At 72.1% G+C, this 21405-nt stretch carries 21 protein-coding genes; 15 read left to right on the top strand and 6 right to left on the bottom strand.

Annotated elements, in window-relative coordinates:
- Positions 1-3: 3 nt before the first annotated feature.
- The 3 genes from rseP to MFF61_RS19605 all read right to left on the bottom strand — a co-directional run bounded on the left by rseP (position 4) and on the right by MFF61_RS19605 (position 3831).
- Positions 4-1164 (bottom strand): RIP metalloprotease RseP, encoded by a 1161-nt coding sequence (gene rseP / locus MFF61_RS19615; RefSeq protein WP_238237240.1) that lies wholly within the window; start codon positions 1162-1164, stop codon positions 4-6.
- 161 nt (positions 1165-1325) lie between these two features.
- Positions 1326-2489: a 1-deoxy-D-xylulose-5-phosphate reductoisomerase gene (dxr, locus tag MFF61_RS19610; RefSeq protein WP_238237235.1), complete on the bottom strand. Its 1164-nt coding sequence runs from the start codon at positions 2487-2489 to the stop codon at positions 1326-1328.
- 151 nt (positions 2490-2640) lie between these two features.
- Positions 2641-3831, bottom strand: coding sequence for a site-specific DNA-methyltransferase (locus tag MFF61_RS19605; RefSeq protein ID WP_283206015.1), 1191 nt, complete (start codon positions 3829-3831; stop codon positions 2641-2643).
- A 344-nt stretch (positions 3832-4175) separates the two neighbouring features.
- Here MFF61_RS19605 and MFF61_RS19600 point away from each other — a divergent pair, with 344 nt between their 5' ends.
- The 5 genes from MFF61_RS19600 to MFF61_RS19580 all read left to right on the top strand — a co-directional run bounded on the left by MFF61_RS19600 (position 4176) and on the right by MFF61_RS19580 (position 9226).
- On the top strand, positions 4176-4550 hold the full coding sequence (locus tag MFF61_RS19600; protein WP_373324767.1) for a septal ring lytic transglycosylase RlpA family protein: 375 nt from the start codon (positions 4176-4178) through the stop codon (positions 4548-4550).
- 113 nt (positions 4551-4663) lie between these two features.
- Positions 4664-4978: a polyhydroxyalkanoic acid system family protein gene (locus tag MFF61_RS19595; protein WP_238237233.1), complete on the top strand. Its 315-nt coding sequence runs from the start codon at positions 4664-4666 to the stop codon at positions 4976-4978.
- Between the two features lie 54 nt (positions 4979-5032).
- Positions 5033-5233: a hypothetical protein gene (locus tag MFF61_RS19590; RefSeq protein ID WP_238237232.1), complete on the top strand. Its 201-nt coding sequence runs from the start codon at positions 5033-5035 to the stop codon at positions 5231-5233.
- A gap of 127 nt (positions 5234-5360) precedes the next feature.
- Positions 5361-7172, top strand: a complete 1812-nt coding sequence (locus MFF61_RS19585) for an ABC-F family ATP-binding cassette domain-containing protein (RefSeq protein WP_238237230.1) — start codon at positions 5361-5363, stop codon at positions 7170-7172.
- 407 nt (positions 7173-7579) lie between these two features.
- Positions 7580-9226, top strand: a complete 1647-nt coding sequence (locus MFF61_RS19580) for a porin (RefSeq protein WP_238237229.1) — start codon at positions 7580-7582, stop codon at positions 9224-9226.
- Between the two features lie 112 nt (positions 9227-9338).
- Here MFF61_RS19580 and MFF61_RS19575 read toward each other — a convergent pair whose 3' ends face one another.
- Entirely contained in the window at positions 9339-9623 is a 285-nt protein-coding gene (locus MFF61_RS19575; RefSeq protein ID WP_238237228.1) for a hypothetical protein, read from the bottom strand.
- Between the two features lie 121 nt (positions 9624-9744).
- Here MFF61_RS19575 and MFF61_RS19570 point away from each other — a divergent pair, with 121 nt between their 5' ends.
- Positions 9745-9957: a hypothetical protein gene (locus tag MFF61_RS19570; RefSeq protein WP_238237225.1), complete on the top strand. Its 213-nt coding sequence runs from the start codon at positions 9745-9747 to the stop codon at positions 9955-9957.
- Positions 9958-10059: 102 nt separating this feature from the next.
- Here the strand turns inward: MFF61_RS19570 and MFF61_RS19565 are convergent, their stop codons facing one another.
- Complete coding sequence (locus tag MFF61_RS19565; RefSeq protein WP_238237223.1) at positions 10060-10524, bottom strand: phasin; 465 nt, start codon at positions 10522-10524, stop codon at positions 10060-10062.
- A 235-nt stretch (positions 10525-10759) separates the two neighbouring features.
- Here MFF61_RS19565 and MFF61_RS19560 point away from each other — a divergent pair, with 235 nt between their 5' ends.
- The 3 genes from MFF61_RS19560 to cysK all read left to right on the top strand — a co-directional run bounded on the left by MFF61_RS19560 (position 10760) and on the right by cysK (position 16863).
- Positions 10760-13813 carry an ATP-binding protein gene (locus MFF61_RS19560; protein WP_238237220.1) on the top strand — a complete coding sequence of 1018 codons (3054 nt, stop codon included), beginning with the start codon at positions 10760-10762 and terminating at the stop codon, positions 13811-13813.
- Between the two features lie 45 nt (positions 13814-13858).
- Entirely contained in the window at positions 13859-15616 is a 1758-nt protein-coding gene (locus MFF61_RS19555) for an ABC transporter ATP-binding protein (protein WP_238237219.1), read from the top strand.
- Between the two features lie 263 nt (positions 15617-15879).
- A complete protein-coding gene (gene cysK / locus MFF61_RS19550) occupies positions 15880-16863 on the top strand; it encodes a cysteine synthase A (protein WP_238237218.1) in 984 nt (327 codons plus the stop codon).
- A 60-nt stretch (positions 16864-16923) separates the two neighbouring features.
- Here the strand turns inward: cysK and MFF61_RS19545 are convergent, their stop codons facing one another.
- On the bottom strand, positions 16924-17214 hold the full coding sequence (locus MFF61_RS19545; protein WP_238237216.1) for a hypothetical protein: 291 nt from the start codon (positions 17212-17214) through the stop codon (positions 16924-16926).
- Positions 17215-17519: 305 nt separating this feature from the next.
- On the opposite strand from MFF61_RS19545, the gene MFF61_RS19540 reads away from it, so the two are divergent.
- The 6 genes from MFF61_RS19540 to MFF61_RS19515 all read left to right on the top strand — a co-directional run.
- Positions 17520-17900 carry a hypothetical protein gene (locus tag MFF61_RS19540; RefSeq protein WP_238237214.1) on the top strand — a complete coding sequence of 127 codons (381 nt, stop codon included), beginning with the start codon at positions 17520-17522 and terminating at the stop codon, positions 17898-17900.
- A gap of 4 nt (positions 17901-17904) precedes the next feature.
- Entirely contained in the window at positions 17905-18198 is a 294-nt protein-coding gene (locus tag MFF61_RS19535) for a hypothetical protein (RefSeq protein WP_238237212.1), read from the top strand.
- Positions 18199-18208: 10 nt separating this feature from the next.
- Positions 18209-18373 (top strand): hypothetical protein, encoded by a 165-nt coding sequence (locus tag MFF61_RS19530; protein WP_238237210.1) that lies wholly within the window; start codon positions 18209-18211, stop codon positions 18371-18373.
- A gap of 70 nt (positions 18374-18443) precedes the next feature.
- Complete coding sequence (locus MFF61_RS19525; protein WP_238237209.1) at positions 18444-19049, top strand: sulfite oxidase-like oxidoreductase; 606 nt, start codon at positions 18444-18446, stop codon at positions 19047-19049.
- Between the two features lies 1 nt (position 19050).
- A complete protein-coding gene (locus MFF61_RS19520; RefSeq protein WP_238237208.1) occupies positions 19051-19755 on the top strand; it encodes an FAD-binding oxidoreductase in 705 nt (234 codons plus the stop codon).
- 150 nt (positions 19756-19905) lie between these two features.
- A partial coding sequence (locus MFF61_RS19515) for an alkaline phosphatase PhoX (protein WP_238237206.1) occupies positions 19906-21405 on the top strand: 1500 nt, incomplete at its 3' end.

Genomic DNA, 21405 nt, shown 5'->3' with positions numbered 1-21405 from the left:
GCCTCAGGTGCCGCGGTTCCAGGAGGCGCCGATCTGGATGATGTCGTTCCAGGTCGCGAACAGCATCAGCATCAGCACCAGGGCGAGCCCGATGCGGAAGCCGATCTCCTGGGCGCGCTCGCTCAAGGGGCGGCCGCGCAGGATCTCGATGCCGTAGAACAGGAGGTGCCCGCCGTCGAGCAGGGGCACGGGGAAGAGGTTGATGAGGCCGATCGAGACCGACAGCACGGCGATCAGGCCGATCACTGCGCCAAAACCCCCGACCTTGGCGGCCTGACCCGACACCCGCGCGATGCCGATCGGACCCGAGAGCTGGTCGGCGGATTCGCGCCCGCTGATCAGCTTGCCGAGGTAGTCGAAGGTGCGATCGACCACGTAGTAGGTCTCGAACACGCCGAAGCGCAGCGAGTCGCCGAGCCCGTACTGGACGAGCTTGACGTCGGCCGGGTCGCGCGGCCCCTGCAGGCCGAGCCGTCCGAGCCGGTGGGTGCCGAAGGGGGTCTTCTCCTGGACGGTGTCGGGCACCGCCTCGAGGGTCTTCTGCACGCCGCCGCGGTCCACCACCACGGTCAGGGGCTCGCCGCCGCTCGACGAGACGGTGCGCTGCATGTCGCCGAAATTCGTCACCGCGGCGCCGTTGATCGACAGCACCACGTCCCCGGCCTGGAAGCCGGCGCGCTCGGCGGCGCTGCCCGGCTGCACGGCCGAGACCCGCGGCGCCACCTCGTAGCGGCCCACGGCGTAGATCGAGCCGGCGAAGACCGCGATGGCGAGCAGGAAATTGGCGATCGGCCCCGCCGCCACGATGGCGATGCGCTTCCAGACGTTCTGGGCGTGGAAGCTCACGGCGCGCTCGGCCGGGTTCATGCGCGCGAGGGTCGCGGCGTCCGGCACGCTGGCACCGTTCTGGTCGCCCACGAACTTCACGTAGCCGCCGAGCGGGATGGCGGAGATCTTCCAGCGCGTGCCGCGGCGGTCGTCGAAGCCCACGAGCTCGGGCCCGAACCCGATCGAGAAGCTCGTCACCCCGACGCCGCACCAGCGCCCGACCAGGAAGTGGCCGAGTTCGTGCACGAACACCACGACGGTCAGAACGAACAGGAAGGTGACGATCGTGCCGAGCAGGCCCGTCGTCGCGCCGCCCAGCGCAGTGAGGAAGTCCATCGATCCTTCCGGCGTCCCGCGCCGGCTCCCGTTCCCCGGCGCTCGCGGCCTTGGGAACGCTTCTCATACCGCGGGCGGCGGGTTCGGGCCAGACGCCAGAGCGCGGCGGCGCCGCGCAGGCCGGTCGCCGTCCCGCATCTCCGTCACGAACGGTTAACCGCTCAGGCCGCGAGCCGGGCCTCGCTCCAGCGGCGCACCTCGGCGTCGATGGCGAGCGCCTCCTCGACGTCGGCGGGGGCGGCGGGGTAGCGGGCCGCGAAGCCCTCGCAGGCGCCCTCCACCAGGGCGGCGATGTCGTAGAAGCCGATCCGCCCGGCGATGAAGGCGGCGACCGCGATCTCGTTGGCCGCGTTCATCACGGTCGGCTGGGCGCCGCCCGCCGCGAGCGCGGCCCTGGCGATGCGCAGGCAGGGGAAGCGCTCCTCGTCCGGGCGCTCGAAGGTGAGGCTGCCCGTCGCCGCGAGGTCGACGGCGCGTCCGCGCGCGATGCTCAGCCGCTCGCCGATGCCGAGGCAATGGGCGATCGGCACGCGCATGTCGGGCATGGCGAGCCCGGCGGTGACCGCCCCGTCGCGCCACGTCACCAGCCCGTGCACGATCGATTGCGGGTGGACCACCACGTCGAGGCGGCCCGCGTCGATGGCGAAGAGGTGGTGGGCCTCGACGAGTTCGAGGCCCTTGTTCATCAGCGTGGCGGAATCGATGTTGATCTTCATCCCCATCGACCATGTCGGGTGCGCGGCGGCCTCCGCGGCGCTCGCCGCCGCGATCCGCTCGCGCGGGGCGGTGCGGAACGGCCCGCCCGAGGCCGTGATGGTCATGCGGGTGATGTCCTCGACCCGGCCCTCGCCGATCGCCTGGGCGAGCGCGTTGTGCTCGGAATCCATCGGCAGGATGCGGGCGCCGAAGCGCCTGGCGTCGCGCATGAAGGCGTCGCCCGCGCAGACGAGGCTCTCCTTGTTGGCGAGCGCCACCGTGCGCCCGAGCCGGATGGCCGCATGGGTGGGGGCGAGGCCCGCCGCACCGCTCACCGCCGCCACCACGAGGTCGGCGTCCCGGGTCGCGGCCTCGATCACCGCCGCGGGGCCGGCGCCGCAGGCGATCCCGCTGCCCGCGAGGGCCTGCGCGAGGTCGCGCCCGCCCGCCGGGTCGGCGAGCGCCGCGAAGGAGGCGCCGAGGTCGCGCGCCACGCGCGCCAGCGCCGCCGCATCCCGCCCGCCGGCCACCGCGCCGACCCGGAAGCGGCCGCGATGCTGGTCCAGCAGGTCGGCGGTGGAGCGCCCGATCGAGCCGGTCGCCCCGAGCACGGTGACGGTGCAGGTCACGGGCAGGTTTCCTCGTCTGGACGCCGTCGCGCCGGCGCAGCCCCGGGCGCGCCGGCGCCCGCCCCGCCGCGCGAACCGGGGCGGGTCAAGGCCCCGGCTTTTGCATCCCGGACGGGAAAAGGTCCAGACCTCGGCCTCGAGCCGGCGTCCCTCAGGCGGCCGAGCCCATCCCGGCGCGGATCCTCGCCCGCAGGTCGTCGATCGGCACGAGCCGGCCGGCGCGCTCCACGTGCCAGAAGGTCCAGCCGTTGCAGGCCGGCAGGCCCTGCACCAGGGCGCCGATCTTGTGGATCGAGCCGCAGGCCGGGCCGACGCCCACCGTGCCGTCCGGCCGCACCAGCGCCTTGTGGCGGCGGCGCTCGTCGGTGAGCGTGGTGCCGGCCGCGATCAGCCCCGCTTCGAGCAGGGAGAGGAACGGCACCCGCGGCTCGGCGCGCTTCGTCGGCGCGGCGAGCAGGGCCGCCGTCGACAGCGGCTCGACCGCGGCGATGCGCGCGCGCGCCGCCTCCGCATAGGCCGCCTCGCGCTCGATGCCGATGAAGCGGCGGCCGAGGCGCTTGGCCACCGCCCCGGTGGTGCCGGTGCCGAAGAAGGGATCGAGCACCACGTCGCCGGGATTGGAGGCCGACAGGATCGTGCGGGCGAGCAGCGCTTCGGGCTTCTGCGTCGGGTGGACCTTGCGCCCGTCCGCGCCCTTCAGGCGCTCCTCGCCGGTGCAGAGCGGCAGGAACCAGTCCGAGCGCATCTGCAGGTCGTCGTTGCCGCCCTTCAGCGCCTCGTAATGGAAGGTGTAGCCCTTCTGGGCGCTGCGGGAGGCCCAGATCAGGGTCTCGTGCGCGTTGGTGAAGCGCTTGCCGCGGAAGTTCGGCATCGGGTTGGCCTTGCGCCAGACGATATCGTTCAGGATCCAGAAACCAAGATCCTGCAACGCGCTGCCGACCCGGAAGATGTTGTGGTAGGAGCCGATCACCCAGAGCGTGGCGTTCGGCTTCATCACCCGGCGGCAGGCCTGGAGCCAGGCGCGGGTGAAGGCGTCGTAGGCCTCGAAGCTGGCGAACTGGTCCCACTCGTCGTCGACCGCATCGACGGCGCTCTGGTCGGGACGCAGCAGCGAGCCGGCGCCGAGCTGGAGGTTGTAGGGCGGGTCGGCGAAGACGAGATCGACGCTCGACGGCGGCAGGGCGCCCAGCGCCTCGATGCAGTCGCCGAGGAGCACCTCGTCGAGGGGAAGAGGCTTGACGGGGGTGACGAGACCCATCCGTGGTGCCGACGCCGCACGCCCGGTACGCGAGACCTGTTTCCGGGCGGCGGCGCCGGCGACCGCGGTACGCGGGGAAGCCATGGCGAACACCGTGTTACGCAACTGACAGGCACGACCATGGCCCGGCCAGGGTAAAGGGCGGGTTGCCCGCCCGAACGCCGTGCGTCTCGAAATGGGGCTGCAATTTTTGCCTATCACCCCGGCGCCGCCCCGCTTCGCGCAAGACTGAAAAGGTCAGGATTTCGCCCGGCCAATCAAGAAATCTTAAAGAACAGTTTATTTGCTACGACTTTTCGACCGCATTCCTGACGCGGGCCGGTCGCTGCCCGGATTGCGGCGCGGGAATGCCGCGCTTGGCTGGGTCATAATTTGGTCCTGTTCGGCCTGTACTGGTCGCCGCAGATCCAATCATGAGGGAATGCGGAATGAACTGCGGGCTTGCTGTGCGCCGATCGGTGGCTGTGTGCGTGGGGGGCGGTCTCGCGCTCGCGGGGCTGATGGGTGTCGGGGCGGCGTCCACCGCCCAGGCCCAGAACGGCCAGGCCTCCTGGTATGCCGTCGGTCACCGCACCGCGAGCGGCGAGCGCTTCAACCCCGACGGCCTCACGGCCGCCCACCGCAGCCTGCCGTTCGGCAGCCGGGTCCGGGTCACCAACACGGTCAACGGCCGCTCGATCGTGGTGCGGATCAACGACCGCGGCCCGTTCGCGGGCGGGCGCATCATCGATCTCAGCCGCGGCTCCGCCCGGGCGATCGGCATGGGCGGCGTGACCCGCGTCGCGCTCGAACGGATCGACTGAGCCGAAACCCGCCCTCGGTCTCGGGCGTTCGCCTCCCGTCAACCGCCACGCTGAATCGGGCTTTTCGTCCGGCGGTCCAGCGATTACGGCGGGATCACAACGGAGGCGAAGAAATGGCGAAGCCGCTGGTCGTCGTGATCCCCCATCAGCTCGGTCTGGAGGAAGCCCACCGTCGCCTTGACGCAGGGATAGGGCAGGCCAAGGAGATGCTCCAGAAGGCCGGCATCCGCATGGCCGACGCCACCTGGGAGGGGGAGCGGCTGTCGTTCCTCGTCCAGGCCCTGAACCAGAAGGTCGACGGGCACGTCGACGTGGCGGCCGATACGGTGCGCGTCGAGGTGAACCTGCCGCTCATCCTCTCGCTGTTCGCCGGCAAGATCCAGCAGGCGCTCGACCAGAACGGCACCAAGCTCCTGACCAAGAAGTAGCGGAACCCGCGACGCAGCGCCCGGTTGCCTCGGGACATCCCTCAGGAGTCACCTATGGCCAATCCCGGCGCACCACCGGACCAGCCCTACGATCCCGTGCCCCCGACGCCGACCCGCGAGCCGGAGCGGCCGGGCGAGGTGCCGAGCGAGGCGCCCGGCGGCACGCCGCTGGAGGTGCCGATCAACGATCCGGGCAACTCCCCGGCGATCACCCCGGACCCGTCGCCGACCGGCCCGGCCAACCCCACGATGTGACCGGCGCGTCCGGCCGCACGATCCCGCATCCCGCCCTGCGGCGGGATGCCCGGAGGCGGGCCGGCTGCCGCAGCAGGCGTTCGCGAACGGCTTTTGCTGGCCGCCGCGCGCTGCCATAAGCCCGCGCATGGCCGCTCCCCCGCTCCTCACGCTCCAGTCCATCGCCCTCACCTTCGGCGGCACGCCGCTGATCGTGCAGGCAGACCTCACGATCGCGCCGGGCGAGCGCGCCTGCCTCGTGGGGCGCAACGGCTCCGGCAAGTCGACGCTGCTGCGCATCGCGGCGGGCCTCGTCGAGCCGGACCGCGGCAAGCGCTTCCTCCAGCCCGGCACCACCGTGCGCTATCTCGCGCAGGAGCCGGATTTCTCGGGCCACGCCAGCACGCTCGCCTTCGTGGAGGCGGGGCTGGGGCCAGGAGACGAGCCCTACCGCGCCCGCTATCTCCTGGAGAGCCTCGGCCTCACCGGCGAGGAGGACCCGGCGCGCCTCTCGGGCGGCGAGGCCCGCCGCGCGGCGCTCGCCCAGGCGCTGGCGCCCGAGCCCGACATCCTGCTCCTCGACGAGCCGACGAATCACCTCGACCTGCCGGCGATCGAATGGCTGGAGGCGGAGCTGAAGGGCAGCCGCTCGGCGCTGGTGCTGATCAGCCACGACCGGCGCTTCCTCGAAGCCCTGTCGCGGGCGACGGTCTGGCTCGACCGCGGCGTGACCCGCCGGCTCGACCAGGGCTTCTCCGCCTTCGAGGCGTGGCGCGACGCGGTGTTCGAGGAGGAGGAGCGCGAGCGTCACAAGCTGGAGCGCCGCATCGCCGCCGAGGAGGATTGGCTGCGCTACGGCGTGACGGCGCGGCGCAAGCGCAACGTGAGGCGGCTCGCCGGCCTGCACGAGCTGCGCCGCCGCCATCGCGACCACCGGGGGCCGGTGGGCAGCGTCAGCATGGCGGCGAGCGAGGCGGAGGCCTCCGGCACGCTGGTCGCCGAGGCGGTCCGGGCCGGCAAGGCCTTCGACGGGCGGCCGATCGTGCGCGACCTGTCGCTGCGCCTCTTCCGGGGCGACCGCCTCGGCATCGTCGGCCCCAACGGCGCCGGCAAGACGACGCTCGTGAACCTTCTCACCGGGCACCTCGCGCCGGACGAGGGCAGCGTGCGCCTCGGCGCCACCGTGACGCTCAACCTCCTCGACCAGCGGCGCGCCGCCCTCGACCCCGACCGCACCGTGGCGGAGGTGCTCACCGGCGGCGGCAGCGACACCGTGACGGTGGGCGGGCAGAGCCGTCACGTCGTCGGCTACATGAAGGACTTCCTGTTCGCCCCCGAACAGGCGCGCACGCCGGTGGGCGTCCTGTCGGGCGGCGAGCGCAACCGCCTGCTGCTCGCCCGCGCCCTCGCCAACCCGGCGAACCTCCTCGTCCTCGACGAGCCGACCAACGATCTCGACCTCGAAACCCTGGACCTGCTGCAGGAGATGCTGGCCGACTTCGCCGGCACCCTGATCCTGGTGAGCCACGACCGCGACTTCCTCGACCGGGTGGTCGACACCGTTCTGGTCTCGGAAGGGGAGGGGCGCTGGGTCGCGTATGCGGGCGGCTACAGCGACATGGTCGCCCAGCGCGGTGCGGGCGTGCAGGCGCAGCCCCGCCTGCCGGCCAAGCCCGGACCGCGCGCCGCGGAGCCGCGCTCCGCCGCGAAACCCGCCGCGCGCCGCCGTCTCGGCTTCAACGAACAGCACGAGCTCAAGACGCTGCCCGCCCGAATCGCCGCGCTCGAAGCCGCCGCGGGCAAGCTGCGCACGGCGCTGGAGGATCCGACGCTCTACGCGCGCGACGCGGCCCGCTTCGAGACCCTGTCGCGCGGGCTCGCCACCGCGGAGGCCGATCTCGCGGCCGCCGAGGAGCGCTGGCTCGCCCTCGAACTGCTGCGCGAAGAACTCGAAGGCTGACACGACGGTTCTGCGCGAGGCGGGCCGCCGCGCGACGTCCAAGGCCCTCGCGTAAACTGATTCCCACCTCGGTACTCGCCCGGACCGCAAGAGTTCATGCGACTCCACTCGGCTCCAGGCCTGGAATCGACGCTCAATCCGGGGGACGGGGTAGTTTTCGTTGCTTGGCTGCAACATCGTGGCGGAAAGCCGGCTGCATCGCGGCCCGGCAAGCGGAACGGTGTTGATCGGTTCCGAGGCCTCGCACATGGTGACCCTGCGCCGGGCGGAGTGCCCGGGGCGGTTCGGCCAACGCCCCGTGCGGGAGGGCTGAGTCGAAGGGGATAAGAGTGGCGTGGTTCGGATCCATCCCGGGTCTGAGTGACACAGTCGTTCACCCCAAGGGTCTCGAAACTTTGGAGGTCTCGATGAAGCTCGTGAAGAGCTTGTTGCTCGGGTCAGCGGCCGGTCTGACCGTCGTGGCTGGGGCGCAAGCGGCCGACCTGCCGGTCAAGAAGGCTGTCCCGGTCGAATACGTCCGCATCTGCTCGGCCTATGGCGCGGGCTTCTTCTACATCCCGGGCACGGATACCTGCCTGCGCGTCGGCGGCCGTGCCCGCTTCGAGGCCGGCTACGTCCAGTCGTTCAGCCGCAGCACCGGCAACGGCGACCTGACGAACTTCCGCGGCCTCGGCCGTCTGAACCTCGACGCCCGCACGCAGACCGCCTACGGCACCCTGCGCGCCTTCGTGCGCTTCGAGCTGGCGAGCCGCACCGGCAACTACCTGACCTCGGGCACGCAGCAGCGCATCGCCAATGCCTTCCCGGCGCTCGGCGTCGACACGTTCGGCCGCGCCCAGCAGTACGTGAACGTCGACAAGGCCTTCGTGCAGTTCGCCGGCCTCACTGCCGGTCGCGCGTCCTCGTTCTTCGACTTCTACGCCCACGACTTCGAGATCATCGCCGGCACCCTCGGGTCCGACGTCGCCTCGACCAACCTCATCGCCTACACGGCGCAGTTCGGGAACGGCTTCTCGGCGACCCTCTCGCTCGAAGATCCGATCTTCCGCAAGACCCCGCTGTTCGGCAACGCGGCGACCAACGCCAACCTCGCCAGCCAGTTCAACATCTTCACCGGCAACTTCAACGTCTCGCCGGTGATCGGCACGGACGCGGCCGGCAACCCGGTGGGTCTCGCCTTCACGGACGTCGTGCAGCGCTCGCGCATGCCCGACTTCGTCGGCGCCCTGCGCTATGACGCGGCCTGGGGCTCGGCGCAGATCTCGGCGGCTGTGCACGAGATCAACACCGGCAACGCTTCCTTCGCGATCAACGGCTTCAACGCCTCGGTGGCCGCCCCGGTGGTCCGGGCTGCGGGCACCACCTTCGCGCCGCGTCCGCAGTCCGAGTACGGCTGGGCGGTTCAGGGCGGTCTGAAGGTCAACATGCCCTTCATCGCCGCCGGCGACGCTCTCTACCTCCAGGGCGCCTACGGCGAGGGTGCGCAGCTCTACACCGGCTACTCCGCGCAGGCGGGTTCGTACTCGGCGAGCGGCGCGGCTGCGGCGATCCAGGGTGCGGGCTTCAACCAGTTCTTCTCCGATGCGGTCCTCGACCCGGTCACGGGCCGTCTCGACCTCTCGACGAGCTGGACCGCCACCGCGTCGTACCTGCACTACTGGACGCCCACGTGGCGCTCGGCGGTGTTCGGCAGCTACGGCGAGATGTCGTTCGGCGGCGCGAGCCGTGCCAACCTGGCCGCGGTCAACTTCAACGGCCTGTCGCCGAACCCGGTCACGACCGCCTTCTCGCAGACCATCCGCGACACCTATCAGTTCGTGGCTGGCGCGAGCCTGATCTGGTCGCCGGTGAAGGACCTCGATATCGGTGTCGAGGGCTTCTACACCCAGGTCGGCCTGAAGAACGGCCGGGCGGTCGATCAGAACAAGTCGCCGGGTCAGGCCGTCGCCGCCATCGTCAACGGCGTGCCGGTCAACGCCGCGGGCGTCGCGGTCGCCACGACCAGCACCACGGACACGTTCCACGTCCGTATGCGCGTGCAGCGCGACTTCTAAGCCGCACCGCATCCAACGCTTCGAGGCCCCGGCGCAAGCCGGGGCCTTTTTTGTTTGATCATCGGCCCGTCCCGGCCCGCCACGCGCGGCGGGGGAGGGCGGCTGCCCGGCCTCAGGGAACCACCCGCCCCGGCGCGGGCGGCTGCGGGGCGCTGAACGAGGCGATCGGGATGTCGCAGAAGCAGCGGGTGCCGAGCGGCCGCGGGCCGGGCATCGGGCAGGAGAACGGCTGCAGGCCGGTCAGGCCCCGCTGCACCGCATCGCAATTGTAGCCGACGCCCCGGCGCGGCGGCGGGCGGCCGTCGTCGTACGGATCGTAGGGCTGGGCGCTCGCCGTCCCGGTCAGGGCTGCCATCAGTGCCGCCGCCGCGAAGGGGGCGCGAACGAACCGTCGCATCTCTGCGTTCCTCATCGTGGTGGGCGCCGCGTCCGGACCGGCGCGGCGTGGGGCGGCATCGCTAGCGGATACCGTCGCTTGCGGCAACGCGAGGGCCGTTCTCGCGGCCCGGGAGGCAGGCGTGACTCATTCCGGCCAGTGGCAACGCACCCTCGACGCGATCCTGACCCTCACCGACGAGATCGCCCGCCTCGCCCCCGACTGCGCGGACCGTGCCCTGACGATCGCCCGGCTCGTGCGCGACCTCGATCCGGGGACCGGCCCGGAGCGCGAGCGCCTGGACGAGGACGGCGAGATGGAGCCGGAGGTCGGTCCGCTCCATCCGGGCCGCTGACGCGCCCCGAACGCGAAGCGGCCGCGCTCCGGAGAGGCGCGGCCGCAGGATTCGGTCGTTGCGAAGCCCGGAACCCTGCCGCCGGAGCGGCAGGATGGAGCCTCAGGACGCGTTGTTGGCGAGGTCGTTGGCGGCGTTCTTGGCCTGCTCCGCACCCTGCTGCATGGTGTTCACGCCCTGCTGCATCGCCGCCTTGGTGTGCTCGGCGCTCTGCTGCATGGCGCTCTGCGTCATGCTGCCGAACTCCTTGGCCTGGCTCTGGATCGCCGCGAACTGGCTGCGGATGAACTCCGCCTGATGCTGCATCGCCTCCTGCACGTCGCGCGAACGGACGAGCTTCTGGGCCAGGTCGAAGGCGGCGTTCACGTTCTGCTCGGCGAAGGCAAAGCTGCGGCTCTGCATCGACTGAGCATTGGTGCGCGCCATCTCGGCCGAACCTTGGATCGTGTCGGCGGTCTTGCGCGCCGCGCTGATGAACGAATCGAAGGCCTTGCGAGCCTGATCGACGCTCTTCTCCGCGAAGTCGCGCATCTCGGTCGGGATCTCGTAGGACGGGGTCGTCGTCATCTGGGTCTCCTCTCTAGCGCCGCTTCTCTCCGTTGCGGCCGTTGTGCACTGCACAATACCATACCGGCCGCAGAACGCCAGACCGGCGCGGGCCGTTAAGGTTGACGTCAGGATAACGCGGGGGCTGCGCATTTCGTGCCCGTGCGTGCCGGGCACGATTCCGTTAATGCTTCGAAGCCGATCGGGACGGCGAGAATCGGGTCGATCGGCGGCCATGCGGGTTCGAGGAGAGATCGTGGACGACGCGCGGTGGATGGCGACGATCGAAGCCGCGATGGCGACGCCCGGCCTCGCGCGCCTGACGGGCGGACGCGAGGTCGCCTGCCTCCTCCTCGATTCGGGTGCCGAGCAGGTGCTGTTCGCGAGCCCGGCCGCCCGCCGGCTCGCCGCCGCCATCGCGGATTCGCAGGGGCGCCTCGATCCGGCCCTCGATCTCGGGCGGGCGCTGCGCGCCCTGAAGGCCTCCGGCAGCACGCCGAAGCCCCATCTCGTGCGGCTGCGCTTCGAGGCGGGCCGCCTCTCGCCGCCGGTCGTCTGTGCCGGCCTGTCCGTGCCGGGACCGGACGGCGCCCCGGTTCTGGCCGTCATCCCGGTGGATCCCCTGCCGGTCCTGCGCGCGCGGCGCCCGTCCCGTCCGCCCGTTCAGGCGGCGCAAGGCCCGGTCGCGGAGGAGCGGCCCACCGCGTCGGCCGCGCAGCACGAGGCCCCGCGCGGCACGATGCGCTTCCTGTGGCGCAGCGACGAGACGGGGCTCTGGACCGAGTCGACCGCGCCCCTCGCCGCGGTGGTCGGCACATCGCCGGTCGGCTGCGCCTGGGACAGACTGCTCGCGGTGGCGATCGTCCCGGACGAGGCCGGCCTGCTGCGCGAGGCGCTGGAGCAGCGCCGGACCTTCCGGATGCTGCCGGTGCGCTGGCGGATCGCCGGGGAGGAGCGGGCGGTGGTGATCGCCCTGTCGGGCGCGCCGCGCCTGGGCGAAGGGCGCGCCTTCGCGGGGTTCAGCGGCTTCGGCGTGATCCATCTCGATCGCATCGAGCCCGCGCCGCCCCTGCCGGCCGCGCCGCCGGCCGGCCCGGTCCGGCAAAGCCTGCGCGAGCGCGCCGCCGAAGTGGTGGCCATCGGCCGCGCCGGTTCGCCGGTCGTGGAGACCGCGCCGTCCGGCGCCGCGCCGGCCCCGGTCGCCGATCTGCCGGCCTTCGCGACGCTGGCGGGCGCGACCTTCGCGGGCTTTGCCGGCATGATGTCGGCGCCCTTCGCGACCATCGGCCTCGGCTGGCCTTTCGTCCCCGACGACGGCCACCGTCGCCGCACGCCGAACCGGACGAAGCAGCCGGACGGGCCTCCACCCGATCCCGCCCCGGCAACGCCGTCCTCGCCCGCAGCGACGTCGGCCGGATCGCCGGGCGCCGAGGCGCCATCCGCCGAGCCGGAGCCCCAGCGGCCGGCTGAGCCGGCGCTGGCCGAACCGGCGCCGGCCTTGCCGGAGCCGACCCTCGCGGCCGATGCGGAGCCCCCCGAAGCTGCGGAGCGGCCGGATACGATTCCGGCCGTCGACGCCGCCGGATCCGCCGAGGCGGCCGGCGCCGACCCCGTCGCGACGGAGACCGCGGAGGCCGTCGGACCGGCGCTGGTCGCGAGCCAGCTCTCCCTGACTGAGCACGCGGCCTTCCGCGAGATCGCGCGGGCCCTGGGCGCGCGCTTCGCGGGCGATGCCACCGAGGAGGATGCGGCCCCGGTCCCGCCAGACGGGGAGGCCCGCGGGCGCGGCGAGGTCACGCCGTTCCGGCTGATGCCGGCCGCCGCGCGGACCGACCGGACCGCCTCGGCGACGCCGGTCGTCCGGTTGCTCGAACGCCTGCCGGCCGGCGTGCTGATCCACCGGGGCGAGGATGTGCTCTTCGCCAACCGGCATCTCCTCGCTCTGGCGGGCTACGAATCGGGGCCAGACCTCGCGGCCGCGGGAGGCCCCGGCCTGTTGTTCCGCGGCCGCGATCCCGCCAGCCTCCCGGTGGCCGAGGCCGGGCATCCGATCGGGCTCGCCACCCGCAGCGGCGGCACCGTCGCGGTCGCCGTCGCCCTCACGACGGTGGAATGGGAGGGAGCGCCGGCGAGCCTGCTCCTCATCCGCCGCCTGCCCGATGCCGATCCGGTCCAGGGCCTCGCGGCCGCCGAGATCAAGCTGGCCCTGCGCGAGGCCAATCTGGGCGAGGCGCAGGCCCTGCTCGACGCGACCACGGAAGCCATCCTCACCCTCGACGAGCAGGGGAGGGTGCTGCGCCTCAACCGCGCCGCCCGGGCGCTGTTCGGCCATGACCTGCGCGAGGTCGCGGGCGAGGATTTCGCGACCCTCCTGCCGCCCGAATCCCGCCCGGAGGCCCGCGCGGCCCTGCACCGCGCCCGCCTGGGCGAGACCGGCAGCGCGGAGGTGGCGGCGCAGGGAAGGGCGGAGGCTCTCGCCCTCACGGCCCTCGCCCTGTCGACCGAGGGCGAGCGCCGCTACGCGGTGCTGCTGCGGGACGTCACGCCCCTGCGGCGCACCGAGGCCGAGCTGCAGAAGACCCGCCGCGAGGCCGAGGCCGCCGGCGGCCGGCGGGCCGACTTCCTGGCCGCCCTCAATCACGAGATCCGCACGCCGCTGAACGCCGTCCTGGGCTTCACCGAGGTGATGCTGGACGAGCCGTTCGGTCCCATCGGCGCCGACCGCTACCGCGATTACCTGCGCGACATCCGCACCTCGGGCGAGCACGTGCTCGGCCTCGTCACCGACCTGTTCGACCTCGCACGGATCGAGGCCGGCCGGCTCGACCTGACCTTCGCGGGCGTCGCCCTCAACGACCTCGTGGGCGGCAGCGTCTCGCAGTTGCAGGCCCAGGCCGCGCGCCAGCGCGTGGTGGTGCGCACGAGCTTCGCGGCCGGCCTGCGGCCGGTTCTGGCCGACCTCACCTCGCTGCGGCAGGCCTCCCTTCACCTGATCGGCAACGCGATCCGCTACACGGAGGCGGGCGGGCAGGTGATCGTCTCGACCGCCATGACCGACCGCGGCGGCGTGGCGCTGCGGGTGCGCGACACCGGCGCCGGGCTGACCCAGGACGAGATCGAGACCGCGCTCCAGCCCTTCCGGCAGGTGGTGACGACGCCCGAGCGGCGCGGCCTCGGCGGCGGGCTCGCGCTGCCGCTGACCAAGGCGCTGGTGGAGGCCAACCGCGGCACGTTCACCGTCACGAGCCGCAAGAACGAGGGCACCCTGGTGGAGGTGCTGTTTCCACCGGGCCGGGTGCTCGCCGGCTGAACGCGCCGCCTTGCCTCCCCGGCCGCGTCCGCGTACCGCCCCCGCATGCGTGCGCTAATCGACCTCGTCCACGCGATGCGACCGCAGGACCGGCGGCGCCTCGCCCTGATCGCCGCCGGTCTGGGGCTCGCCGGCCTGTTCGAGATGGTGGGGGTCGCCTCCGTCATCCCGTTCCTGACCCTCGTCGGCAATCCCGCGGCCCTCGACCGGGTGCCGCACATCGCGGGGATCCGCGCGGCGCTCGGGCTCGGCGACGACCGGGCCTTCCTGATGGCGATGGGCTTCGCCGCGCTCCTCGCCATCCTGGCGACGAGCGTCGTCAACGCGGTCCTGACCTACGCGCAGCTGCTGTTCGCGCACCTCGCGGGCTACGGTTTCGCCCGGCGGCTCTTCGCCCGCTACGTGGCGCGCGACCGGTTGTTCTTCGCCCGCACCAACAGCGCGGAACTCGCCAAGAACGTCCTCTCCGAGACCGACCGGCTGGTCGCGGGCGTGCTGACGCCGAGCCTCGTCGTCGCCTCGCGGGTGGTGTCGGCCTCGGCGATCGCGCTGTTCCTCGTTCTGTACGCGCCCGGCCTCGCGCTGGTGCTCGGCCTCGGCTTCGGCGGGCTCTACTGCGCGCTCTACCTCGTGATCCGCGCGCGGCTCGCGCGCCTCGGCGCCCGGGCGACCGCCGACAACGAGCGGCGCTTCCGGGTGGTGCAGGAGACCTTCGGCGCGCTGACGGAACTGACGCTCTACGGCCGGGCGCGGACCTTCGCCGGGCGCTTCGACGCGCCCGCCCGCGCCTTCGCGCGCGCCACCGCGGCAAGCCACCTCACCGGGCAGATGCCCCGCTTCGTCATCGAGGCCCTGGCCTTCGGCGGCGTGATCGTGGTGGTGCTGTTCGCGCTCGCGCGCGGTCTCGATACCGCCGCGCTGCTGCCGCTGCTCGGGCTGTTCGCCTTTGCGGGCTACCGCATGCTCCCGGCCTTCCAGAACATCTTCAACTCCCTCTCGCTGCTGCGCTTCCACCTGCCGACCGTGTCGCTGGTGGTGCGCGAGCTGGCGGCGGAGCGCGAGACGCCTCCGCGCGAGCCGGGGCGGCTGCCCTTCCGGGAGGCGGTCCGCTTCGAAGGCGTCTCCTTCGCGTACGAGCCCGGCCGGCCGACGCTGCGCGACCTCGACCTCACCATCGGTGCGCACAGCACGGTCGGCATCGTCGGCCGCACGGGGTCGGGCAAGTCCACGCTGATCGGGCTCCTGCTCGGCCTGCTCACGCCGGCGCAGGGCAGCATCCGGGTCGACGGCGTTCCGCTCGATGCGCGCACGCTGCCCGCGTGGCAGAACCGGATCGGCTACGTGCCGCAGGAGGTCTTTCTCATCGACGCCACGGTGAGCGAGAACATCGCGCTCGGGATTGAGGATCCGGACCCGGATGCCGTGGAGCGGGCGGCCCGCCTCGCGGGCATCCACGAGGTGATCGCGGCGCTGCCGCAGGGCTACGCGACGCGGGTCGGCGAACGGGGGGCGCGCCTGTCGGGGGGACAGCGCCAGCGCATCGGCATCGCCCGGGCGCTCTATCACGATCCCGACGTCCTGGTGTTCGACGAGGCGACCTCCGCCCTCGACGCGGAGACCGAGGCGGCCGTGATGGCGGCCCTCGCCGCCCTGTCGGGCAGCCGCACGCTGGTGATGATCGCCCACCGGCTCACCAGCCTCGCGCGCGCCGACGTGGTGCACGTGCTGGAGGGCGGGCGCCTCGTCGCCTCCGGCCCGCCCGAGGCGGTGCTGCCGCAGCTCGGGCGGATGGAGCCCGCCTGACCGCGTGAGACGGACGGCAGCGGTTCTGTTTCCTGCCTCACGGCGCGGCGGAGATGTTTCCTCTCCGGCTGGAGCACGGTGGAGAAGAAGTATCCGAACGCCAAGTAGAGTGCCGTTGAGCGCTGCCCGCAGTGGAAGAGGATTCTTCCACAAGACGCTGCCGTGCCGCCCGGGATGCCTCGACGCCTTGGCCGATTTGGGCTAGGCGTGCGCGGTGATCGGGGCGCCCGTGCCCCAGCGTGACTGCCCTCAGGAGAATGTTCATGGCCGACGCCGCCTCCACCACCCAGGATAGTGGCCGCAAGCCCGGTCACGGCCGCGTCTACGGGTCGATCACCGAGACCATCGGCAACACGCCGCTCGTGCGCCTCAACCGCCTGCCCAAGGAGCGCGGGGTCGAGGCGGAGATCCTGCTGAAGCTCGAATTCTTCAACCCGATCGCCTCCGTGAAGGACCGGATCGGCGTCAACATGATCGACGCGCTCGAAGCCTCCGGCACCTTGAAGCCCGGCGGCACGCTGGTCGAGCCGACCTCCGGCAACACCGGCATCGCGCTCGCCTTCGTGGCGGCGGCGCGGGGCTACCGGCTGATCCTGGTCATGCCCGAGACGATGTCGATCGAGCGCCGCAAGATGCTGGCCTTCCTCGGCGCCGAACTCGTGCTGACCCCCGGCCCGCAGGGCATGAAGGGTGCGGTCGCCAAGGCCGAGGAGCTGCTGAAGGAAATTCCCGGCTCGGTGATGCCGCAGCAGTTCAACAACCCGGCCAACCCGGAGATCCACCGCAAGACCACCGCCGAGGAGATCTGGAACGACACCCAGGGGCAGCTCGATGCCTTCGTGGCCGGCGTCGGCACCGGCGGCACCATCACGGGCGTCGGCCAAGTCATCAAGCCGCGGCTGCCGAACCTGCGCGTCATCGCGGTCGAGCCGGTGGACTCGCCGGTCCTCTCGGGCGGCAATCCCGGCCCGCACAAGATCCAGGGCATCGGCGCCGGCTTCGTCCCCAACGTCCTCGCCCGCGAGGTGATCGACGAGGTCGTCACCGTGTCGAACCAGACCGCCTTCGACACCGCCCGCCAGCTGTCGCGGCTGGAGGGCATCCCGGGCGGCATCTCGACCGGGGCGAACGTGGCGGCGGCGCTCGAGATCGGCGCCCGGCCGGAGTTCCGCGGCAAGCGGATCGTCACGGTCGCCTGCTCGTTCGCCGAGCGCTACATCTCGTCGGCGCTGTTCGAGGGGATCTGATCCCGCGGCGGGGCTCCCGCGGCGGGGCTCCGGCCTTCAGGCGAAGGCCGGGGCTCGTCGTCAGGCCACCAGCTCGGGTTTGCCCTCGCAGTCCGGCACGGCACGGCGGAACAGGGCGGCGCAGCGCGATTCCCGATGCACGCTCAGGATCGAGGCCCGGTCGATGTCCGGGTTCTCGGCCAGGATGCGGCGGACATCCTCCACGAGGTGCCCGTAGCGCACCGGGTCGTAGCCGCTCTCCAGCGGGCTCACGGCGATGTAGGCTTCCACCACCAGCACCTTCTCGGCCGAGTCCCGTGTCACCTCGGCGGCGATCCAGGCGGATTTCACGAGACGGTTCGGCATCACCATCGGCGTACCTCCATGGGGCGCAAGGCCGCTCTTTCCCGGCGGCGTCATGCCGCAAGACTGCGCCAGGCGGCGCCGGGATGAAAGAGGGCGCCGCCCGATTTTCGCCGCGATTGCCATGCGGTGCGCGCCCGACAGGGGCGCAGGAACCGCGAAGCTTCCGGGTTCCCGCGATGCCCGGACGATCCGGATCGCCGCCCCTGCTGCCGGACGTGTTCGGCCCGCGACTCGCGGAACCCGCCGCAACTTCGGCTCCGGCCCCGAGTTGTCCCGGTCCGGACAGTGGGTCCACGGATGAGGAGTCGCGGATGGCCAAGGCAGATCGGCCCGGGGACCGGCCCAAGACGGATGAGGCGCGGCCCTCGCTGCACGATTTCGACCCGTACACGGACCGCAACGGGCAGGACCTGGGCCAGGACAGTCCCCTGGACGTCGGCGTGGCCCAGCGGACGCAGCACGACCTGAAGAGCGATCCGACGGACGAGGCCCGGATCGCCCGCACGGCGTCGGACTTCAACCGGCTCGACGCGATCGGCGCCACCGATGCGGTCGAGGCGACCGAGGCCGAGACGCCGCCGGAGAACCTGCGGCGGATCAGCGACCCATCCTCCAAACCCGCCGCCGCGGACAAGGCCGCCGCGGTGGCGATCGATCGCGCCACGGCCGTGGTCGGCCAGCCGGACGAGTGAGGTCATGACGCGCAAACCCGACGACGTGGTCGGCCGGCCTGGTGGTCCCGCGGCCGGCGACGGTCACCAGACCCCGCAGCAGGCCGCGATCACCGGCCAGGAGGGCGAAGGCCGCGACGAGGCGAGCCGCGCGGGCGAGTGGTCGAAGGCCGGCACGCCGGGCCGCCCGCCGACCTCCGTGGGCGGCAGCTCCGGCGGTCACTCCGATCAGAAGGCCGCCCAGGGACCGCGCGAGGGCGAGCCGGTCGCTGCCGGCGAATACCGGACCGAGAAGACCAAGGGCCGCGTGGATTGGTGAGGAGAGGGCGATGAACCAGGACAAGGAGAAGCCGGCCCGCACCGATCGTCCGGTCACGGCCGACGACCTCAAGGGCGTTGCCGCGGTGCCCAAGGACGGGACGGGCGACGCCAACGCGTCGGGCGCCCATGCGGATGACAAGCAGGGCGACGAGGTCGATCCGGGCACGAGCTGAGGTTCGTCCCCTCGACGGCCGCGCGCTCTCCGCCATCTCCCATGGTGAAGGTGCACGCGAGGAGACGCGCATGGCCACGCGAGGATTTACCGGGCGCCGGCCGCCCCGGCCGGTCGAGGAGCGGCTGCCGCCCGGCCAGTACCTGACCGAGGACTTTCCGGTCCTGCAGCTCGGGCCGACGCCGCGGATCGACCTCGCGCGCTGGAGCTTCACGCTCTCGCACGGCGCCAAGCCCCTCAAGCGCTGGACCTGGGCCGAGTTCGAGGGCCTGCCGCGCACCCGCTGGCAAGGCGACATCCACTGCGTCACGAAGTGGTCGAAGTTCGACACCGCCTGGGAGGGCGTGTCGATCGACGACCTCTTGGCGGCAGCCGGCATCGCGGCGCCCACGGCCTTCCTGCTGGCGGAGGGCTACGACGACTACACCACCAACGTACCCGTGGCGGACCTCGTGGGCGGCAGGGGCATGGTGGCGACCGCCTATGCGGGCGCGCCGATCCCGCCCGATCACGGCGGGCCGGCGCGCCTGCTCGTGCCGCATCTCTATTTCTGGAAGAGTGCCAAGTGGGTGAAGGGTCTGCGCTTCACCGCGAAGGACGAGGCCGGGTTCTGGGAACTGCGCGGCTATCACATGTACGGCGATCCCTGGCGCGAGCAGCGGTTCACGGACGACTGACATGGCCGTCGCCTGGCAGGAGGCGGCGATCGTCGCGATCGCGGCCGAGACGCCGCGGGTGCGCCGCTTCACGCTCGCGCCCCGCCACCCCTTCGTGTTTCGCGCCGGCCAGCACGTGGACGTGCGCCTCACCGCGCCCGACGGCTACCAGGCCCAGCGCAGCTACTCGATCGGATCGCGACCGGACGAGAGCGGCCGCTTCGATCTGCTGATCGAGCACCTGGAGGACGGGGAGGTCTCGGGCTTCTTCGCCGAGGTGGCGGCGGTCGGGGACACGATCGAGCTGCGCGGCCCCATCGGCGCCTTCACCTGGGAGACGGGGCAGGGGGGACCGCTCCTCCTCGTGGGCGGCGGCTCGGGCGTCGTCCCGCTCCTCGCGATGCTGCGCCATCGCGCCCATGCCGCCCCGGAGGTGCCGGCGCTCCTCGTCTACTCCGCGCGGGTGCCGGAGGAGGTCATCGCCCGGGCGGAGTTGCTGCGGCGCGACGCCGAGGAGCCGCATTTCGGGCTGATGCTGAACCTCACCCGCGTGCCGGGCGGCCGGCGGCTCGATGCGGCGCGGATGAGCGAGGCCCTGGGCCGGCTCGGCGCTCCGGCCCATTGCTTCGTCTGCGGCAGCAACCGATTCGTGAGCGCCGCGACCGACCTCCTGATCGATGCCGGGGTGCCCGCCGGCCGCATCCGCACCGAACGCTTCGGCGGCTGATCTGCCCGAACGTCATGTGTCCGTCGCGCCACCGCGTCCGCTCTCCGTCGGCGGCCGGCCTCCACTTTGGAATTACTATCATCAAACTGTCACGCCCCATCGGGCACTGACTCTGCGCCACCGAGGGGGTGGTGACCCGAGATCCCTGTCATGAACGCCACCGGGCCATCGACGACGCAGTCGCCCTATCTCGTTCCCACCAACAGCGACGTCAGCTTCACCTCGATCCTGAGCGCGGGTGACGCGGTTGCCGGCTCCACCCGCACGGGAGGTGCGCCCTACCGGATGGTCGGCGTGCCCGACGGCCTGGGCGCGTTCGACAACGGCAACGGCACCGTCACGGTGCTGATGAACCACGAGATCGCCCCGACCGCCGGCGTCGTCCGGGCGCACGGATCGGCCGGCGCGTTCGTCTCCCGCCTCGTCGTCGACAAGGCGACCCAGCGTGTGATCTCGGCCAGCGACCTCGGCCAGACGGTCTTCACCTACAATGCCGCAACCGGCGCCTACGTGCAGGGCACGACCGCCTTCGCGCGGCTGTGCTCGGCCGACCTGCCGGACGTCTCGGCGTTCTACGACGCCGCGAGCGGGCTCGGCACGCAGACCCGCATCTTCATGAACGGCGAGGAGACCGGCGCCGAGGGCCGCGCCTTCGCGTGGATCGTCAACGGCCCCGAGGCCGGGCGCGTCTACGAGCTGCCGAAGCTCGGCAAGTTCTCCTGGGAGAACTCCGTCGCCAACCCGTTCACCGGCACCAAGACGGTGACGATCGGCACCGACGACGCCACGCCGGGCCAGCTCTACCTCTACGTCGGCGACAAGCAGGCGACCGGCAACGAGATCGAGAAGGCGGGCCTGACGAACGGCAAGCTCTACGGCATCCGGGTTCCGGCCTTCGCCCTGGAGACGAACGCGACCACGGTCGCGGCCGCCGGCACCCCCTTCGCGCTGCAGGAGATGGGGCCGAACGGCGATGTCTCGCGGCTGACCGGCGCCCAGCTGCAGGCCGAGAGCACCGCCGAGGGGGTGACCGAGTTCCTGCGTCCCGAGGACGGCGCCTGGGATCCCACCAACCCGAACCGCTTCTACTTCGTGACGACGAACGGCATCACGAGCCCGTCGCGTCTGTGGGCGCTCGAATTCACCGACGCGCGGCGCCCGGAACTCGGCGGCGTGGTCAAGCAGGTGCTTACCGGCCTCGAAGGCCAGGTGATGTTCGACAACATGACCGTCGATGCGGACGGCAAGGTCTACATCCAGGAGGATCCCGGCAACAACGCGCGCCTGGCCAAGGTGTGGCAGTACGACCCGGCGAGCCGCAGCCTGACCCAGCTGGCCGAGCACGACCCGGCGCGCTTCTCGGGCCTGACGGCGCCCTTCACCCAGGATGAGGAATCCTCCGGCATCCTCGATGTCAGCACCCTGTTCGGCGGTCCGGGCCGGCAGGCCTTCCTGCTCGACGTGCAGGCGCACTACCCCTTCGGCGAGACCGAGATCGTCGAGGGCGGGCAGCTCAACCTGATGACGATCGACCGCACCATCGAGGGGACGGCCGGCGCCGACAGCCTCACCGGCAGCCTGATCGCCGACCTGATCTGGGGCCGCGAAGGCAACGACACCCTCCGGGGTGGCGGCGGCGACGACTACCTG

The sequence above is a fragment of the Methylobacterium isbiliense genome (assembly GCF_022179325.1).
In the GTDB taxonomy this organism is placed as follows: domain Bacteria; phylum Pseudomonadota; class Alphaproteobacteria; order Rhizobiales; family Beijerinckiaceae; genus Methylobacterium; species Methylobacterium isbiliense.
This window is presented reverse-complemented; position numbering and strand designations above follow the sequence as displayed.

Excerpts from the sequence above, each read along its gene's own strand:
- MFF61_RS19540 (WP_238237214.1), top strand. The coding sequence starts at position 17,520 with ATGGCCAAGGCAGATCGGCCCGGGGACCGGCCCAAGACGGATGAGGCG.
- MFF61_RS19590 (WP_238237232.1), top strand. The coding sequence starts at position 5,033 with ATGGCCAATCCCGGCGCACCACCGGACCAGCCCTACGATCCCGTGCCC.
- MFF61_RS19535 (WP_238237212.1), top strand. The coding sequence starts at position 17,905 with ATGACGCGCAAACCCGACGACGTGGTCGGCCGGCCTGGTGGTCCCGCG.
- MFF61_RS19520 (WP_238237208.1), top strand. The coding sequence starts at position 19,051 with ATGGCCGTCGCCTGGCAGGAGGCGGCGATCGTCGCGATCGCGGCCGAG.
- MFF61_RS19545 (WP_238237216.1), bottom strand. The coding sequence starts at position 17,214 with ATGGTGATGCCGAACCGTCTCGTGAAATCCGCCTGGATCGCCGCCGAG.
- MFF61_RS19555 (WP_238237219.1), top strand. The coding sequence starts at position 13,859 with ATGCGTGCGCTAATCGACCTCGTCCACGCGATGCGACCGCAGGACCGG.
- cysK (WP_238237218.1), top strand. The coding sequence starts at position 15,880 with ATGGCCGACGCCGCCTCCACCACCCAGGATAGTGGCCGCAAGCCCGGT.
- MFF61_RS19530 (WP_238237210.1), top strand. The coding sequence starts at position 18,209 with ATGAACCAGGACAAGGAGAAGCCGGCCCGCACCGATCGTCCGGTCACG.
- MFF61_RS19600 (WP_373324767.1), top strand. The coding sequence starts at position 4,176 with ATGAACTGCGGGCTTGCTGTGCGCCGATCGGTGGCTGTGTGCGTGGGG.
- MFF61_RS19575 (WP_238237228.1), bottom strand. The coding sequence starts at position 9,623 with ATGCGACGGTTCGTTCGCGCCCCCTTCGCGGCGGCGGCACTGATGGCA.
- rseP (WP_238237240.1), bottom strand. The coding sequence starts at position 1,164 with ATGGACTTCCTCACTGCGCTGGGCGGCGCGACGACGGGCCTGCTCGGC.
- MFF61_RS19605 (WP_283206015.1), bottom strand. The coding sequence starts at position 3,831 with ATGGCTTCCCCGCGTACCGCGGTCGCCGGCGCCGCCGCCCGGAAACAG.
- MFF61_RS19580 (WP_238237229.1), top strand. The coding sequence starts at position 7,580 with ATGAAGCTCGTGAAGAGCTTGTTGCTCGGGTCAGCGGCCGGTCTGACC.
- MFF61_RS19595 (WP_238237233.1), top strand. The coding sequence starts at position 4,664 with ATGGCGAAGCCGCTGGTCGTCGTGATCCCCCATCAGCTCGGTCTGGAG.
- MFF61_RS19585 (WP_238237230.1), top strand. The coding sequence starts at position 5,361 with ATGGCCGCTCCCCCGCTCCTCACGCTCCAGTCCATCGCCCTCACCTTC.
- MFF61_RS19565 (WP_238237223.1), bottom strand. The coding sequence starts at position 10,524 with ATGACGACGACCCCGTCCTACGAGATCCCGACCGAGATGCGCGACTTC.
- MFF61_RS19525 (WP_238237209.1), top strand. The coding sequence starts at position 18,444 with ATGGCCACGCGAGGATTTACCGGGCGCCGGCCGCCCCGGCCGGTCGAG.